Here is a 16,618-nt window from a genome sequence, read left to right as displayed (position 1 = left end):
CTGTTGCTCCGTTGTCCAAATGCCTTGTTTGGCGATGGAACAGAGCTTAGTTGCCTGACTCAGTACAAAAAATGCGATGCTTGAACATAGTTTGTTTCTGAAAGCGGGCAAATCATGGATCGTCTTCAAGCAATGCGCGTGTTCGTCACAGTGGTCGACCTCGGTAGCCAGTCGGCCGCCGCCGATCATCTGGAGCTGTCACGGCCGGTGGTGTCGCGGTATCTGGCGGAACTGGAAGACTGGGTCGGCGCGCGCCTGATGCATCGCACCACACGCAAGTTGAGCCTGACCGCCGCCGGCAACGAGATCCTGCCCCGCTGTCGGCAGATGCTCGATTTGTCCACCGACATGCAAGCCGCCGTCAGCGAACCGGATGACGCACCACGCGGCCTGCTGCGGATCAGCGTCAGCACCTCATTCGGCCAGGCGCAACTCGCCGATGCCATGGCCGCCTATGTCCGACGCTACCCCGGCGTCAGCATCGACATGCAGATGCTCGACCGCACCGTGAACCTGGTGGATGAGCGCATCGACCTGGCGATCCGCACCAGCAACGATCTGGACCCGAACCTGATCGCCCGCCGCCTGACGGTTTGCCGCTCGGTGATCTGTGCTTCCCCCGCTTACTTGCGCGAGCATCCGGCGCCACAACGGGTCGAGGAACTGAGCCTGCACAATTGCCTGACCCACTCCTACTTCGGCAAAAGCCTGTGGCATTTCGAGCAGGACGGCGAGCAGGTTTCTGTACCGGTGCAGGGCAACATCAGCGCCAACGAGGCCAGCACGCTGCTGCGCGCAACGATCGCCGGTGCCGGGGTGGCGATGCTGCCCACGTACCAGGCCGGCGTGCACATTCACAGCGGCGAGTTGATTCGCCTGCTGCCGGCGGCCGAACCCCGGCAAATGAACGTGTATGCGGTGTATGCCTCGCGCAAGCACATGCCGGCGGCGTTGCGCAGCTTGCTGGATTTTCTGGTGCTTAGATTTCCGGAAGAACCGGAGTGGGATATCGGCCTGTGACCGGATCGAAAATGTGGGAGCGGGCTTGCTCGCGAAGAGGTCGGTACATCCGACGTAGATTTTGCGCGTGAAATAMCGCTTTCGCGAGCAAGCCCGCTCCCACAAGGGGGCATCAATGTTCTGAATACCGCGTCAATTGCCGTACCCGCTTTGCTGGTAACTCACCCGCGCTGACCTATGCTCAAAGTAATACCGAAAGGTATTGGTTCAGAGGTCAACGCCATGAACATCAGAACAAGAAGATACCTCGCGATTTTCATCACCTGTGCGGTCACGCTCGGGCTGTATGGCGCTGCCGCCTGGCGCGTCGAGCAACTGCGCAACCTGCCCCGTGAATACGCGAGCTGCAACTTCGAGCGCTGCATCCCCCACAACGCTACCCTCAACGCCCTCCGGTAACGAAGGGGGTCAGGCTTCGTTGTCCTGATCGGCCTTCAAGCGGTCGCGGAACGCCTTAGGCGAAATCCCCACACGACGCCGGAACAGGCGCGTGAAGTTGGTCGGATCGGAAAACCCCAACACGTCGGACATTTCATAAATGGTCATGCTGGTGTAGGTCAGCAAACGCTTGGCCTCCAGCAATTGCCGTTCGTGCATGATTTGCAACGCCGGTTGCCCCGCCAACTCACGGCAGGTGCCGTTGAGGTGCGACACGGAAATCCCCAACCGATGGGCCAGGTCCTCGACCTTGACGTGCTGGCGATAGGTCTCTTCCACCAGCTGAATAAACCCGTTGAGGTATTCCCGGGCCCGCTGCGGTCGCGCCATGGCGGTGCGCCGCTGGATCACCTGGCGGCTGACCCACACCACGATCACACTGACCAGCGAATGCATGAGCATTTCCCGCGCCGGTTGATGACTGGTGTATTCATTCTGCAGGGCACTGAACAGGCTGCTGAGGTACTCGGCGTCCTTGCCTGCCGGGTAACTTTCGGCCTGGGCCAGGGCATTGACCGAGTGCCCCAACTGCATCTGCAGGTGGGCAATCAGCGGCGCGGCCAGGGTCACGACAAACCCTTCCACGTCTTCGGAAAAGCGAAAGCCGTGCACCGACAGCGGAGGCAGGATCTGGATCGCCGGCTCCACCAGTTGCGTACGCTTGCCTTCGATTTCAAGCTCTGCCTGACCTTTGAACACGAAGAGCAACTGGCACAAATCAGCGTGGCGGTGCGGTTTGATTTCCCAATGATGTTCGCGACTGCGTTTGGAAATGGTTTCACAGTGCAGCAAGTCCGGGGTCGGCCAATCCAGGCTTTCACCGTAGAGCTTGAACACCGGAATCGAAGGCAGGTCAGGCTTGTTCATCACTTCAATCCAGGCCTCGGAGTAGATGACGGGCGATAATCGCACCGATTGGCAGAATGTACAGCTATCGGCTCAGTTTTCACCTTCAATTGACAGACCCGCAAGGGAAAAATGCAAGCACTCGATCCATAAAAATCATTCACCGGCCCTGGTCGCGTGAAGCTTGCGAGTCATAAAAACAATGAAAACGCTGAAAACCCAAGTCGCCATCATTGGCGCCGGCCCTTCTGGCTTGTTGCTCGGCCAATTGCTGCACAACGCCGGAATCGACACCCTCATTCTCGAACGTCAGACCCCAGACTATGTACTCGGCCGAATCCGCGCCGGCGTGCTTGAACAAGGCATGGTAGAGCTGTTGCGTCAGGCCGGCGTGAGTCAGCGCATGGACGCCGAGGGACTGGTGCATGACGGCTTTGAACTGGCCCTCGACGGACGTCAGGTGCACATCGATTTGCAAGCGTTGACCGGCGGCAAGACGGTGATGATCTACGGCCAGACCGAAGTTACCCGCGACCTGATGGCCGCTCGTCGGGAGGCTGGCGCGCAGACGATTTATCAAGCCGACAACGTCGTTCCCCACGGCATGAAAACCGACGAAGCGTTTGTCACTTTTGAGAAAGACGGCGAGCTGTATCGTCTCGATTGCGACTACATCGCCGGTTGCGACGGCTTCCATGGGGTGGCGCGGCAATCGATTCCCGTCGACAGCCTGAAAGTCTTCGAACGGATCTATCCCTTTGGCTGGCTCGGGATCCTGGCCGATACCCCACCGGTCCATGAAGAACTGGTCTACGCCCGCCATGAGCGCGGTTTCGCGCTGTGCAGCATGCGCTCGCCGACACGCACCCGTTATTACCTGCAGGTGCCCACCAGCGATCATGTCGATAACTGGTCGGATCAACGCTTCTGGGACGAACTCAAGTCGCGACTGCCACAAGCGTTGGCGGACAAACTGGTAACGGGGCCGTCCATCGAAAAAAGCATCGCGCCACTGCGCAGCTTCGTGGTCGAACCCATGCAATACGGGCGCATGTTCCTGGTCGGCGATGCCGCGCACATCGTCCCGCCCACCGGCGCCAAGGGCCTGAACCTGGCGGCCAGTGACGTCAGTACGCTGTTCAATATCCTGCTCAAGGTTTACCGCGAAGATCGCCTTGATCTGCTGGAGAAATACTCGCAGATCTGCCTGCGCCGGGTGTGGAAGGCCGAGCGGTTTTCCTGGTGGATGACCTCGATGCTGCACCGTTTCGAAGATCACGATGCCTTTAGCCAGCGCATTGCTGAGTCGGAGCTGGAGTATTTTGTCGGCTCCGAGGCGGGTCGAAAAACCATTGCAGAAAACTACGTCGGGCTTCCTTATGAGGCTATCGAATAGCTTCCTACCGACTTACACTGGCGAGCATCCCCGCTCGCCTTGCTACTTGCGGGTCAATCACTGCCCGCAGGTTTTCCCGTGACCAATCTCCACCAGCCTGAAACGCCCAAACCGGCCATTCGCAGCGTGCTGATCGCCCTGATGCTGGCAATCTTTCTCGGCGCGCTGGACCAGACCATCGTCGCCGTTTCGATGCCGGCCATTTCCGCGCAATTCAAGGATGTCAGCCTGCTGGCCTGGGTGATTTCCGGCTACATGGTGGCCATGACCGTGGCGGTGCCGATCTACGGCAAACTGGGCGACCTGTACGGGCGGCGCAAGCTGATGCTGTTCGGCATGGGCCTGTTCACCCTGGCGTCGGTGTTCTGCGGCATGGCCCAGAGCATGGAGCAACTGGTGCTGGCGCGGATCCTCCAGGGCATCGGCGCCGGCGGAATGATCTCGGTGAGCCAGGCGATCATCGGTGACATCGTGCCGCCACGGGAGCGCGGTCGTTACCAGGGCTATTTCAGCAGCATGTATGCCGTGGCCAGCGTGGCCGGCCCGGTGCTCGGCGGCTACATGACCGAATACCTGTCCTGGCGCTGGGTGTTCCTGATCAACCTGCCGCTGGGCCTGGGTGCCTGGCTGGTGGCCCATCGCACGCTGGTGGGCCTGCCGATTCCGCAACGCAAACCGATCATCGATTACCTGGGCACCGTGCTGATGATCATCGGGCTCACGGCATTGTTGCTGGGCATCACCCAGGTCGGTCAGGGCCATTCGTGGCGCAGCGCCGAAGTGCTGGCGCTGCTGGCTAGTGCGGTGCTGGTGCTGGGGCTGTTCGTCGTTCACGAGCGGCGGGCACGGGAGCCGTTGTTGCCCATGCATCTGTTCGCCAACCGCAACGCGATCCTGTGCTGGTGCACGATTTTCTTCACCAGTTTCCAGGCCATCTCGCTGATCGTATTGATGCCGCTGCGCTTCCAGAGCGTCACCGGTGCCGGTGCCGACAGTGCCGCCCTGCATCTGCTACCGCTGGCCATGGGCTTGCCGATTGGCGCGTATTTCGCCGGCCGCCGCACCTCGGTGACCGGGCGCTACAAACCGATGATCCTTACCGGTGCTGCGCTGATGCCCGTCGCGATTATCGGCATGGCATTCAGCCCGCCGCAGGCGTTCGTCGTCAGCAGTCTGTTTATGCTGCTCTGCGGGATTGCCTCCGGTATGCAGTTCCCGACGTCATTGGTCGGCACGCAGAACTCGGTGGAGCAGCGGGACATCGGCGTGGCCACCAGCACCACCAATCTGTTCCGTTCGCTGGGTGGTGCCGTGGGTGTGGCGTTGATGTCGGCGCTGCTGTTGGCGTTGTTACAGGATTCGAGTTTTGCGCACCTGACCAGTTCGTCACTGATTGCCGAAGGCAGCTCGGGGAATGTGTTGCTGGACGGTTTGAACGCCGCACCGGGTGACGCGCAGAACGCTTTGCGTGCCGAGTTGTTGTTGGCGTTCCGGCATTTGTTGACGGTCAGTGCGGTGGTGTCGTTGCTGGGGTTGGCGGCGGCGATAGCAATGCCGAACATGTTGTTGCGCGGGCGCGAGGACAAGGTTCGATAGATAGACCGCGTCGCCTGTATTCGCGAGCAAGCCCGCTCCCACAGTTGACCGCGTGCTCATGAAGAACTCGGTCAACTGTGGGAGCGGGCTTGCTCGCGAAGGCGATCTAACAGCCACTACCATTCAAGGGCTGTAATACCCGACAGCCACCAGAAAATGCCCGACCTTCTTCAGGTAGGCATGTTTGTTCTCGACCTTGCCGGTCACCGGGTTTTTCCAGCGGTATTCGTATTCGCCATCATCCTGCTGGGCCATCAACGCCAGAATCGGCTCGCCCACCGGCTTGCCTTCCGGGTCCAGGATTTTGCTGAAGTCGGTATTGATCAGCCGCAGGTTGGTGCCATGGGCCACGTAACACTGGGTGTCCAGGTCGACGACGAACACATACAGGTCATCCTGCAGGTAGCCGCCCTTGAGGGAATTGATCGCCGTCAGGGTGCCTTTTTCGTCTTTGGCCAGATCGGTTGCCGCTTTGTTCAGCAAGGCCATGGCCTGTTCGGCGGAGGCTCGTGGCAGGTAATAACCGACCGCCAGAATCCGCTGGCCGATGCGCTGGTAGTAGACATGCTTGCGCTCGACCTTGCCGTCGCTCCAGTTCTGCCAGCGATATTCCGCCTGCTGAATGCCATTGCCTTCCGGCACTTTCAGGGCGTCCTTGAAGGTTTTCTGCAAATCCGGCCCAAGCACTTGCGACACGTCCCGACCAATCAGCGCCGACGACGGCCCGCCACTGGCGAGCATCACGCCCTTGGTGTCGAGCACGAAAACATAACGGTCCTTGTCGACAAACTCTCCCTGTCGGCTGAACGCCGCAAAGGCCTTGTCGCCATTCTCGTGGTAGTAAGCCAGGGCTTTTTCCAGCAGGGCGATGGCCGCCTTGCTGTCATCCTTTTCCGTCCCGGCGGCTTGCGTCTGGCCTAGGCACAACAAAAAAATGCCGCACAACAAGGCGAACCTATGCAGTAACCCCATTGCGCATCCCTCGTTCCTGGTGGTGTTTGAAGAGCGTAGACGGCAATGGGGGTGCATGGATATTCAGGAAAACACGGAGTGCTGTGGTGCGATGGGCTTGTGTGGCGAGGGAGCTTGCTCCCGCTGGGTGGCGCAGCCGCCCCAAATCCATTCACCGCGATTGCACAGGTAAACCGCGGTGCCCGATTTACGACTGCTGCGCAGCCGAGCGGGACGGTGCGGCGATCCGACAAGCTCCCTCGCCACAAATACTCACACCATTGACGATTACTGCCGCGCGCGCAGTTGCTGTTGAAGGTTCTGGATCTGCGCTTGAAGTGTGTTGATGTTGCGGGTGACCTGACTGCGGAAGGCATCGAACTCGGCAGTGTTGGTCGAACCCTGCGCGGCGGCCGGACGGTTGTCCTGCTCACTCTTGAGCACGATCATGTCTTGCTCAAGACGTTCGATGGCGGCGCTCGGGTTGCCTTGCTTTTTCAGCGAGACAATATCGGCGCCCAGGCTTTTCAGCTGTGCATCGAGTTTTTCGGCGTCGGACGGGGCACTTTTCAGGGCGGCCAATTCAGCGCTCAAGGCTTTGACCTGGGCCTGCAACTGCGTGTTGACCGTCTGATGTTCGGTGTCCTGGGCAGTCAACTGCACCAGGCGCTTGTCCAGTTCGGTGGTTTGCGCGGTCATCTGTGCCAGTCGCTTGTCCAGGTCCGAGGCCTGGCCGGCAACACCTTGCTGCTGGGCGCTCTGGTCCTGGAGCTTGCTTTCCAGCTGGCGGATTTGCAGCTTCAAGGCCTCGCTGTCGGTGTTGACACTGGTCTGGCTGGCGACAACCTTTCCGGAAATATCCTGCAGGCGCCCTGCCGCTTCCTCACTGATTCGCGCGAAGCTTTCCTGGGTCGCCACCAGTTGCTGTTCCATCAGGGAGATCTGCTGAAAGCTCCACCAGGCCAGGCCCGCGAACGCAAAGATCAGCGCCCCGACCAACGCCCACAGGGGGCCGGTGCTCGCCGCCTTGACCTTCACCACCGGCGCCGGGCGCGAATGCACGACCGTGCGCGCAGTAGGCGGAAAATCGTCGTCGAGAACGTCTGCACGCAGGCTCGGTACATCGTCGAAGTCGTCGTTGGCATCGTTACGCATGGACATTGAATAAACCTTAGTGAAACACATGATGGCTTTATGCCGCGCAGTATAAACCCCGCAGCCGTAACCATTGACCCTGAAGTCCCGTTTCCGGTTCAGTAAAGGGTCGTTGTCCTGACATCATCGAATAGCCTGAGCCTTCCACCAGCCACAGAATTCATCGAGGGCCGTCCAGAGGCTGACCTTGGGATCGTAATCCAGATAATGCCGGGCGCGACTGATGTCCAGGGTGAAATTTTTGTTCATGACCTGCATGCCCAGACGCGACAGCGTCGGTTCGGGACGCCCCGGCCACAACTTGCACACACCCTCGTTGAGCGCCGCCACGCTGTAGGCCAGGCCGTAGGAACGGTAGCGGGTTACCTGTGGGACTTCCATGTTGCGCATGACGTAATTGACCACGTCCCACAGGGGAATCGGCGTGCCGTTGCTGATGTTGTAAGCCTTGCCCAACGCAGAACCGCTGGCCAGCAAACTGCTGAGCAACGCTTCGTTGAGGTTTTGCACGCTGGTGAAATCAACTTTGTTCAGACCGTTGCCGATGATTGCCAGGCGCCCCTTGCGCTGCATGTTCAACAGGCGCGGGAAGATGCTCATGTCGCCGGCCCCGGTGACGAAACGCGGGCGCAGGGCCAGGGTTTCGAGGCCGAACTCCTGGGCGCCGAAGACTTTTTGCTCGGCCAGGTACTTGGTGGCGGCGTAAGGGTGCTTGAAGCGCTTGGGCACCTGTTCTTCGGTCAGGCCCAGGTGATCGCGACCATCGAAGTAGATAGACGGCGACGACAAATGCACCAACCGCCGAACCCGTTGCTTCAGGCAGGCTTCGACCACGTTCTCGGTGACCTGGACGTTGCCCTGATGGAAGTCCTGATAACGTCCCCACAAACCGACTGCCCCGGCGCAATGCACCACGGCCTCGACGTCCGAACACAGCTCGCGCGCCAGTTCCGGGTCGCTCAAGTCGCCCTGAATGAACTCGGCTCCGCGGCGTACCAGATGCTCCACACTCTCGGCCCGGCGACCGTTGACCCGCACGTCCAGGCCCTGCTCCAGGGCAAAACGCGCAAAGCGTCCGCCAATGAAGCCGCTTGCGCCGGTAACCAGAATCTTCATGAATTGCTCCAACCAATGCAGTGGCGAGCTTCAAGCTGCACCCTGCAAATTAAAAACGGTCCGCAAGCGCTTCACTTGCAGCTTGCAGCTTGACGCTTACTGCTGCTCCAAGGGCACCAGCCATTGCTTCGATGCGCGTACCAATTGATCGGTGAGTAAACCCAGCAACTGGCCGCCATTACGCCAATGATGCCAGTACAGCGGCACATCGATCGGCTTATCTGGCAGCAGCTCCTGCAATACGCCCCTTTCCAGTTGCTCGCGTACCTGCAGTTCCGGAACCAGCCCCCAGCCCAGCCCGGCTTCCGTCAGACGAATGAAACCTTCGGAGGACGGGCATAAATGGTGTTCGAAACCGCCCTCGACGCCCAGAGACGCAAGGTACCGATGCTGCAGGAAATCGTCCGGGCCAAACACCAGCGCCGGGGTTCGGGCCAACTGATCGGCGCGTACGCCCTGCGGAAAATGCCGGGCAATAAACGCAGGGCTGGCCAGCGCACGGTAACGCATGGCCCCCAGCAACACGCTGCGCGCACCCGCCACCGGACGCTCGCTGGCGCAGACGCAGGCCGCCACTTCACCGGCGCGCATGCGCTTGAGGCCGACGGTCTGGTCTTCGACCACCAGATCCATCAGCAGATGCTGTTCGGCGCAAAACGCCCCCACGGCCTGCGCCCACCAAGTGGCCAGGCTGTCGGCGTTCAGGGCGATCCGCAGGCGTTCCGGCAGGCCCTCTTCATCCAGCGCCGGCACCAGGCCTTGCAAATCCCGTTCAAGCAAGCGCACCTGCTGCACGTGGTTGAGCAGCCGTCGACCGATTTCCGTCGGCGTTGGCGGCGTGGCCCGCACCAGCACTGGCTGGCCAACCCGCGCTTCCAGCAGCTTGATGCGCTGGGAGATCGCCGATTGCGACAAGCCCAGCACCTGGGCCGCCCGTTCAAAACCGGCCTGTTCGACCACGGCGGCCAAGGCAGAAAGCAATTTATAGTCGAACATCAGTTTTCCTAATGAGCGATCAGCAAGATTGGTTTTTCTTATACAGCCTTCACAAGGACAATGACCAGCAAGAACTCTTGAACAAGGATCACCCACATGGCTGGCGAAACTTCATTGGCAACGCTGCTGCGCAGCATGAGCCCACAACTCAACGCGGGCGAATACGTGTTCTGCACTTTGCGCAACGGCAAGTTGCCTACGGATCTGGAAATTGTCGGCAGCTTCCGCGAGCAGGAAGGCCTGACCGTGATCCTCGAACGTTCCCACGCCGAAAAAGCCGGATTCAGCTTCGACTACATCGCCGCCTGGATCACCTTGAACGTACATTCGGCCCTCGAAGCGGTCGGCCTGACCGCCGCATTCGCCACGGCGCTTGGCCAGGCAGGAATCAGCTGCAACGTGATTGCCGGCTACTACCACGACCATTTGTTTGTCGGCCAGGCCGACGCCGACCGTGCCCTGCAAGTGTTGCGGGATCTGGCAGCCAACGCGGAGTAAAAAATCATGTGGCAAAGTTATGTGAACGGCCTGTTGGTGGCCTTCGGCCTGATCATGGCGATCGGCACCCAGAATGCGTTTGTCCTGGCGCAAAGCCTGCGGCGTGAACATCACCTGCCGGTGGCAGCACTCTGCGTGACTTGCGACGCCCTGTTGGTAGCAGCCGGGGTATTCGGCCTGGCGACGGTACTGGCACAAAATCCGACACTGCTGGCCATCGCCCGTTGGGGCGGCGCAGCGTTTCTGTTGTGGTATGGCAGCCAGGCGTTGCGCCGGGCCTTTTCGAAGCAGAGCCTTGAGCAGGGCGAAAGCCAGACCGTACGCTCGTTGCGGGCGGTCATGCTCAGCGCGCTGGCAGTGACCTTGCTCAACCCACACGTCTATCTGGACACCGTTTTGCTGATCGGCTCCCTGGGCGCTCAACAAACCGAGCCCGGCGCTTATGTAGTCGGCGCGGCCAGTGCCTCGCTGTTGTGGTTTTTCACCTTGGCCCTCGGTGCGGCATGGCTGGCACCGTGGCTCGCCCGCCCCAGCACCTGGCGAATTCTCGATCTGTTGGTGGCGGTGATGATGTTTGCCGTAGCACTGCAGTTGATCGCGGCCAGCTGATTCGCGGAACCTCTATTCCACACAGTTGTTGCGTGGTTATGCCGTCCCCCCGGTGCTATGATCCGACTCCCTGCGCCGCAAAGAGTACAAACTCCCCGGCGCTTGTCTGGCCGCCCGTGATCGGCCTTGCGCTCACCGCAACTGACCTGATTAGGAGAATCATCATGGCTTTCGAATTGCCGCCACTGCCGTACGCACACGATGCCCTGCAGCCGCACATCTCCAAGGAAACCCTGGAGTTCCACCACGACAAGCACCACAACACCTACGTCGTGAACCTGAACAACCTGGTGCCAGGCACCGAGTTCGAAGGCAAGACCCTGGAAGAAATCGTCAAGACTTCCTCGGGCGGTATCTTCAACAACGCCGCTCAGGTCTGGAACCACACTTTCTACTGGAACTGCCTGGCGCCAAACGCCGGCGGTCAACCAACCGGCGCTCTGGCTGAAGCCATCAACGCGGCTTTCGGTTCGTTCGACAAGTTCAAGGAAGAGTTCAGCAAGACTTCCATCGGCACCTTCGGTTCCGGTTGGGGCTGGCTGGTGAAGAAGGCTGACGGTTCCCTGGCCCTGGCCAGCACCATCGGCGCCGGCAACCCGCTGACCAACGGCGACACCCCGCTGCTGACCTGCGACGTCTGGGAGCACGCTTACTACATCGACTACCGCAACCTGCGTCCAAAGTATGTCGAAGCGTTCTGGAACCTGGTCAACTGGAAATTCGTGGCTGAGCAGTTCGAAGGCAAAACCTTCACCGCTTAAGCTCGACGCCAGTCAAAAGAACCCGGCTTATGCCGGGTTTTTTTATGGAAGGATATGAGCAACGGGACGGTGGCGATCGTTCCGCCGCCTTCGCCAGCATGATGATCTGCGCAATGGCCAACGCCGTGTTGCGCTGAGGGCCGGTCAGGAAGGTGGCGAAATCACTCGCCATGACGTTGGCTGAAGCCAGTGATTCACAGGCGTGGGCCAGCAGGCTTTCAGTGTCCATGTCGGGGACGATCGTGAACATGGTGCGGGGGCTGTAGGGTTTGGTGGTGTTGTAAGGGGGATCGGGGATTAACTTATCCACTGAAATATTCCTATGCGGTGGGTGCCACCCATTGCCGTTCTCACTCGGCAAAGAGGTGGCAGCTATGTGCGAGGTGAGAAAACCGGTCATAGACACCCGGCCAGACAAAAGTCTGCCCGCACACAGCCGCCATAACGCATTTACAGACAGCGGATAAGCTGGCGGCAATTATGCGGATACTGGCACTGGATGACTATGACTTGCCGGGTTCTCACACCCGATCGCTGAGTATTCAGCGACAGCCAAAGGCTATTCAGCCCGCTTCCGACGGGCAACCTGAAAACTGCGTGGGAAACTTCTGGCGCTTTCCTACACCGCGTTAACCCGCAAAAACGTAACGCGGAGCGTCTCTGGCAGCATTCCCACGCGGGAAGCGTGGGAACGATCAGCTTAGAGGCGTGGGAGATTGGTCGGCTGTCAGGCCGCCATCGCGAGCAAGCTCGCCCCCACAGAAAAGCAAAGACAGGTCGGTGTACACAGTCGCTCCTCACCACTCATCAGGCCGAGCGTTAGCTCGCCTGCAGCTCTTGATCTTGATCCACCCGCCCCCTCGGAAGGCTGAGTGGAGGTGTTCATCCGGGGGTGGGCGCGCAGCGCCGTTCGGCGAAGCCGAACACATCGAGAGGAGGTCGAGCGAAGCCGACCGGAGGCGATGCCCCCCGGATGAATGCCGGAGCGAAGGAACCCCGAGCCCAGGCGAGGGGCCGTACGTTCGGGGCGAGCGTTTTTTGGGTTACTTTTTTTAGGCGCTTGTAAAAAAAGTGACTCGCCGTAAGGGCGAAACCATAAGCCGCCGTTACCGAAGAAATGGATATGTACTCCGTTAAAGTTCCAAAACAACCTACAGAATCCAAGGCATTTTTCGACGATGAAACAAGACTTCCGGGCCTTGCTCCCCCGCCGCGGGCGACTAACATCAACAAAAGGAAAATATCTCCACCCCCGCCCCTCAAGTTGAAGGACTCGACAACCGACACAGTGCTAATAGGCTAACTCGTCAAGACAACTGCAAATCGGCCAGGCTGAAGGCAAAATCCCCCAAGGATGATTGTCCCTTTGACTGCCATTAAGGGATTGCCAATACTCATGGCAACTTGATGCCCCCCGCACGGAACAAGGAATAACCCTTTGAAGCTGGAACTCAAGAACAGCTTGTCGGTGAAGTTGCTCCGGGTCGTGCTCCTGTCGGCATTGATCGTCGGCGTGGTCTTGAGCTGCGCGCAGATTGTGTTCGATGCCTATAAAACACACCAGGCCGTCGCCAACGATGCCGAGCGCATCCTCGACATGTTTCGCGACCCCTCGACCCAGGCCGTCTACAGCCTGGATCGGGAAATGGGCATGCAGGTGATCGAAGGCCTGTTTCAGGACGCCGCCGTGCGCCAGGCCTCCATCGGCCATCCCAACGAAGCCATGCTCGCGCAAAAAACCCGCGAGTTGCAGCACTCCCACAGTCGCTGGCTGACCGACCTGATTCTTGGCAAGGAACGCACCTTCACCACCCAGCTGGTCGGTCGCGGGCCTTACAGCGAGTATTACGGCGACCTGAGCATCACCCTTGATACCGCCACCTACGGCCAAGGGTTCATTGTCAGCTCGGTGATCATCTTCATTTCCGGCGTACTGCGCGCGCTCGCCATGGGGCTGGTGCTGTATCTGGTTTACCACTGGCTGCTGACCAAGCCGTTGTCGCGGATCATCGAGCACCTCACGGAAATCAATCCGGATCGTCCCAGCGAACACAAGATTCCGCTGCTCAAGGGGCACGAGAATAACGAACTGGGCATCTGGATCAACACCGCCAACCAGTTGCTCGAATCCATCGAACGCAATACCCATCTGCGCCACGAAGCGGAAAACAGCCTGTTGCGCATGTCCCAGTACGATTTCCTGACGGGGCTGCCGAACCGGCAGCAGTTGCAGCAGCAACTGGACAAGATCCTCGTCGACGCCGGCAAATTACAGCGCCGGGTCGCAGTGTTGTGTGTCGGCCTGGATGACTTCAAGGGCATCAACGAGCAGTTCAGCTATCAGACCGGCGACCAGTTGTTGCTGGCCCTGGCCGATCGCCTGCGCGGTCACAGCGGTCGCCTGGGCGCCCTCGCCCGTCTCGGTGGCGACCAGTTCGCCCTGGTCCAGGCCGACATCGAGCAGCCCTACGAAGCCGCCGAGCTGGCGCAAAGCATTCTTGATGACCTGGAAGCGGCGTTTGCCCTCGACCATCAGGAGATCCGCCTGCGCGCCACCATCGGCATCACCCTGTTCCCCGAGGACGGCAACAGCACCGAAAAGTTGCTGCAAAAGGCCGAGCAGACCATGACGCTGGCCAAGACCCGTTCGCGCAACCGCTATCAGTTCTATATCGCCAGCGTCGACACCGAAATGCGCCGCCGCCGCGAGCTGGAAAAAGACCTGCGCGATGCGTTGATCCGCAATCAGTTCTACCTCGTCTACCAGCCGCAGATCAGCTACCGCGACAACCGCGTGGTGGGCGTCGAAGCCCTGATTCGCTGGCAACACCCCGAGCACGGCATGGTGCCGCCGGACCTGTTCATCCCCCTGGCCGAACAGAATGGCACCATCATTGCCATCGGCGAGTGGGTACTGGACCAGGCCTGCAAGCAACTACGCGAGTGGCATGACCAGGGCTTCAGCGACCTGCGCATGGCGGTGAACCTGTCCACGGTTCAATTGCACCACGCCGAACTGCCACGGGTGGTCAACAACCTGCTGCAGATGTATCGCCTGCCGCCACGCAGCCTGGAGCTGGAAGTCACCGAAACCGGCCTGATGGAAGACATCAGCACCGCAGCCCAGCACCTGCTCAGCCTGCGCCGCTCCGGCGCGCTGATCGCCATCGATGACTTCGGAACCGGCTATTCGTCCTTGAGCTATCTCAAGAGCCTGCCGCTGGACAAGATCAAGATCGACAAGAGCTTCGTTCAGGACCTGCTCGATGACGACGACGATGCGACCATCGTTCGCGCCATCATCCAGCTGGGCAAGAGCCTGGGCATGCAAGTGATTGCCGAAGGCGTGGAAACCGCCGAGCAAGAGGCCTACATCATCTCCGAAGGCTGCCACGAAGGTCAGGGCTATCACTACAGCAAGCCGTTGCCGGCACGGGAACTGGGCGTTTACCTCAAGCAGGCCCAACGCAGTAATGCGGTCATCCTCTGAATCGTCAAAAACCGCACGGCGACGCTTACCCGCTCGGGCGATCTTTTGATTTGCAGCAAACCACCCGCTGAATAAGAAATATTTACAGGTACAACCCTTTACACATAATGCGAAAGATTTGCATTATGTCGCAGTTTTGCGTGCGCATAGCACGACTCCACCCCTATCGAAGCAGGATGTTCGCCATGATTCGTATGCCTCTGGCTACCGCCAGTCTGTTGGCCATCGCTATTTCCCTCGCCGGTTGTGGCGAAGGTAAAGACCAAGAAAAAGCTGCCGCGCCTGCGCCAGCTGCCAGCACTGCGGCTGCCCCGGCTGCTCCAGCCGCAGCGCCTGCCGCTGCCGGTAAAGTCGACGAAGCCGCCGCCAAAGCCGTTGTCGCCCATTACGCCGACATCGTTTTCGCCGTTTACAGCGATGCCGAATCCACCGCGAAGACCCTGCAAACCGCCGTAGACGCCTTCCTCGCCAAGCCGAACGCCGACACCCTGAAAGCCGCCAAGGCTGCCTGGGTTGCCGCTCGCGTGCCTTACCTGCAGAGCGAAGTGTTCCGCTTCGGCAACACCATCGTTGACGACTGGGAAGGTCAGCTGAACTCCTGGCCGCTGGACGAAGGCCTGATCGACTACGTCGACAAATCCTACGAACACGCACTGGGCAACCCGGGTGCCACTGCCAACATCATCGCCAACACTGAAGTGCAGATCGGCGAAGACAAGGTCGATGTCAAAGACATCACCCCGGAAAAACTCGCCAGCCTGAACGAGCTGGGCGGTTCCGAGGCCAACGTCGCCACCGGCTACCACGCCATCGAATTCCTGCTCTGGGGCCAGGACTTGAACGGCACCGGCCCTGGCGCCGGCAACCGTCCGGCTTCGGACTACCTGGAAGGCAAAGGCGCTACCGGCGGTCACAACGATCGTCGTCGTGCTTACCTGAAGTCTGTGACTCAGCTGCTGGTCAGCGACCTGGAAGAAATGGTCGGTAACTGGAAGCCGAACGTGGCTGACAACTACCGCGCCACCCTGGAAGCAGAACCGGCTGAAACCGGCCTGCGCAAAATGCTGTTCGGCATGGGCAGCCTGTCCCTGGGCGAACTGGCGGGCGAGCGCATGAAGGTTTCCCTGGAAGCCAACTCCCCGGAAGACGAACAGGATTGCTTCAGCGACAACACCCACAACTCGCACTTCTACGATGCCAAGGGCATTCGTAACGTGTACCTGGGCGAATACACCCGCGTCGACGGCACCAAAATGACCGGCGCCAGCCTGTCGTCCCTGGTGGCCAAAGCCGACCCGGCTGCCGACACCGCGCTGAAAGCCGACCTGGCCGCCACCGAAGCCAAGCTTCAGGTCATGGTCGACTACGCCAACAAGGGTGAGCACTACGACCAGTTGATCGCTGCCGGCAACACCGCGGGCAACCAGATCGTCCGTGACGCCATCGCGTCTCTGGTCAAGCAGACCGGTTCGATCGAAGCCGCCGCTGGCAAACTGGGCATCAACGACCTGAACCCGGACAACGCTGATCACGAATTCTGATCAACGCTGGCTGAGTGAAAAAGGCGACCTTCGCAGACTGTGTGAAAACGCAGCCTGCCAAGGCAAAAACAAATGCCCCGACTTGTCGGGGCATTTGTTTTTCTGAGGAGCTCAGGAAAAAAGGACTTTTCAGTCCATCAATGCCATCAATTGACGCGCTCCCAGTACCTTGATTGCTCTTTTCAAGTTATAGGCCTGCACCGCC

General features: G+C 59.8%; 15 protein-coding genes. 9 read left to right on the top strand and 6 right to left on the bottom strand.

The annotated features are described in order from the left end of the window. Positions 1-114 precede the first annotated feature (114 nt). Together AC1DVE_RS29325 and AC1DVE_RS29320 are read left to right on the top strand one after the other, a co-directional pair. Positions 115-1,020 (top strand): LysR family transcriptional regulator, encoded by a 906-nt coding sequence (locus tag AC1DVE_RS29325; RefSeq protein ID WP_223459613.1) that lies wholly within the window; start codon positions 115-117, stop codon positions 1,018-1,020. Positions 1,021-1,242: 222 nt separating this feature from the next. Then, on the top strand, positions 1,243-1,419 hold the full coding sequence (locus tag AC1DVE_RS29320; protein ID WP_007986083.1) for a hypothetical protein: 177 nt from the start codon (positions 1,243-1,245) through the stop codon (positions 1,417-1,419). Between the two features lie 9 nt (positions 1,420-1,428). Here AC1DVE_RS29320 and AC1DVE_RS29315 read toward each other — a convergent pair whose 3' ends face one another. After that, positions 1,429-2,325 (bottom strand): helix-turn-helix domain-containing protein, encoded by an 897-nt coding sequence (locus tag AC1DVE_RS29315; protein WP_223459615.1) that lies wholly within the window; start codon positions 2,323-2,325, stop codon positions 1,429-1,431. Positions 2,326-2,515: 190 nt separating this feature from the next. On the opposite strand from AC1DVE_RS29315, the gene pobA reads away from it, so the two are divergent. Further along, positions 2,516-3,700: a 4-hydroxybenzoate 3-monooxygenase gene (pobA, locus tag AC1DVE_RS29310; protein ID WP_411741613.1), complete on the top strand. Its 1,185-nt coding sequence runs from the start codon at positions 2,516-2,518 to the stop codon at positions 3,698-3,700. A gap of 78 nt (positions 3,701-3,778) precedes the next feature. Then, a complete protein-coding gene (locus AC1DVE_RS29305; protein ID WP_477784383.1) occupies positions 3,779-5,296 on the top strand; it encodes an MDR family MFS transporter in 1,518 nt (505 codons plus the stop codon). A 123-nt stretch (positions 5,297-5,419) separates the two neighbouring features. On the opposite strand, the gene AC1DVE_RS29300 is transcribed toward AC1DVE_RS29305, so the two are convergent. The 4 genes from AC1DVE_RS29300 to AC1DVE_RS29285 form a co-directional block, all read right to left on the bottom strand. Further along, positions 5,420-6,268: a cache domain-containing protein gene (locus tag AC1DVE_RS29300; RefSeq protein ID WP_477784382.1), complete on the bottom strand. Its 849-nt coding sequence runs from the start codon at positions 6,266-6,268 to the stop codon at positions 5,420-5,422. Positions 6,269-6,535: 267 nt separating this feature from the next. Then, positions 6,536-7,408 (bottom strand): ATPase, encoded by an 873-nt coding sequence (locus tag AC1DVE_RS29295; protein ID WP_223459623.1) that lies wholly within the window; start codon positions 7,406-7,408, stop codon positions 6,536-6,538. A gap of 117 nt (positions 7,409-7,525) precedes the next feature. Beyond that, entirely contained in the window at positions 7,526-8,518 is a 993-nt protein-coding gene (locus tag AC1DVE_RS29290; protein ID WP_223459625.1) for an NAD-dependent epimerase/dehydratase family protein, read from the bottom strand. A 96-nt stretch (positions 8,519-8,614) separates the two neighbouring features. Further along, on the bottom strand, positions 8,615-9,514 hold the full coding sequence (locus tag AC1DVE_RS29285; RefSeq protein WP_223459627.1) for a LysR family transcriptional regulator ArgP: 900 nt from the start codon (positions 9,512-9,514) through the stop codon (positions 8,615-8,617). A gap of 96 nt (positions 9,515-9,610) precedes the next feature. On the opposite strand from AC1DVE_RS29285, the gene AC1DVE_RS29280 reads away from it, so the two are divergent. From AC1DVE_RS29280 to AC1DVE_RS29270, 3 genes are all read left to right on the top strand, one after another. Next, on the top strand, positions 9,611-10,012 hold the full coding sequence (locus AC1DVE_RS29280; RefSeq protein ID WP_477784381.1) for an ACT domain-containing protein: 402 nt from the start codon (positions 9,611-9,613) through the stop codon (positions 10,010-10,012). A gap of 6 nt (positions 10,013-10,018) precedes the next feature. Further along, complete coding sequence (locus tag AC1DVE_RS29275; protein WP_223534393.1) at positions 10,019-10,621, top strand: LysE/ArgO family amino acid transporter; 603 nt, start codon at positions 10,019-10,021, stop codon at positions 10,619-10,621. 164 nt (positions 10,622-10,785) lie between these two features. After that, the gene (locus AC1DVE_RS29270; RefSeq protein ID WP_008022038.1) at positions 10,786-11,382 is read left to right on the top strand and encodes a superoxide dismutase; all 597 of its coding nucleotides are present in this window, start codon (positions 10,786-10,788) and stop codon (positions 11,380-11,382) included. Here AC1DVE_RS29270 and AC1DVE_RS29265 read toward each other — a convergent pair. Further along, positions 11,372-11,692: a DUF6124 family protein gene (locus tag AC1DVE_RS29265; protein ID WP_223532193.1), complete on the bottom strand. Its 321-nt coding sequence runs from the start codon at positions 11,690-11,692 to the stop codon at positions 11,372-11,374. The two genes, AC1DVE_RS29270 and AC1DVE_RS29265, sit on opposite strands and share 11 nt — an antisense overlap. A 1,128-nt stretch (positions 11,693-12,820) precedes the next feature. Here AC1DVE_RS29265 and AC1DVE_RS29260 point away from each other — a divergent pair. Both AC1DVE_RS29260 and AC1DVE_RS29255 read left to right on the top strand, forming a co-directional pair. Continuing rightward, positions 12,821-14,872, top strand: coding sequence for a putative bifunctional diguanylate cyclase/phosphodiesterase (locus AC1DVE_RS29260; RefSeq protein ID WP_223459635.1), 2,052 nt, complete (start codon positions 12,821-12,823; stop codon positions 14,870-14,872). A 185-nt stretch (positions 14,873-15,057) separates the two neighbouring features. Continuing rightward, positions 15,058-16,413, top strand: a complete 1,356-nt coding sequence (locus tag AC1DVE_RS29255) for an imelysin family protein (RefSeq protein ID WP_223532194.1) — start codon at positions 15,058-15,060, stop codon at positions 16,411-16,413. Positions 16,414-16,618: the final 205 nt, after the last annotated feature.

It is taken from the genome of Pseudomonas sp. P4_B4, from assembly GCF_056402255.1.
The sequence above is the reverse complement of the archived record's forward strand: the minus strand, read 5'-3'. Positions and strand labels throughout refer to the sequence as shown.

Coding starts and splice junctions, on each gene's coding strand:
- AC1DVE_RS29320 (WP_007986083.1), top strand. CDS start 1,243: ATGAACATCAGAACAAGAAGATACCTCGCGATTTTCATCACCTGTGCG.
- AC1DVE_RS29290 (WP_223459625.1), bottom strand. CDS start 8,518: ATGAAGATTCTGGTTACCGGCGCAAGCGGCTTCATTGGCGGACGCTTT.
- AC1DVE_RS29325 (WP_223459613.1), top strand. CDS start 115: ATGGATCGTCTTCAAGCAATGCGCGTGTTCGTCACAGTGGTCGACCTC.
- AC1DVE_RS29280 (WP_477784381.1), top strand. CDS start 9,611: ATGGCTGGCGAAACTTCATTGGCAACGCTGCTGCGCAGCATGAGCCCA.
- AC1DVE_RS29295 (WP_223459623.1), bottom strand. CDS start 7,408: ATGTCCATGCGTAACGATGCCAACGACGACTTCGACGATGTACCGAGC.
- AC1DVE_RS29285 (WP_223459627.1), bottom strand. CDS start 9,514: ATGTTCGACTATAAATTGCTTTCTGCCTTGGCCGCCGTGGTCGAACAG.
- AC1DVE_RS29315 (WP_223459615.1), bottom strand. CDS start 2,325: ATGAACAAGCCTGACCTGCCTTCGATTCCGGTGTTCAAGCTCTACGGT.
- AC1DVE_RS29255 (WP_223532194.1), top strand. CDS start 15,058: ATGATTCGTATGCCTCTGGCTACCGCCAGTCTGTTGGCCATCGCTATT.
- AC1DVE_RS29275 (WP_223534393.1), top strand. CDS start 10,019: ATGTGGCAAAGTTATGTGAACGGCCTGTTGGTGGCCTTCGGCCTGATC.
- AC1DVE_RS29270 (WP_008022038.1), top strand. CDS start 10,786: ATGGCTTTCGAATTGCCGCCACTGCCGTACGCACACGATGCCCTGCAG.
- AC1DVE_RS29300 (WP_477784382.1), bottom strand. CDS start 6,268: ATGGGGTTACTGCATAGGTTCGCCTTGTTGTGCGGCATTTTTTTGTTG.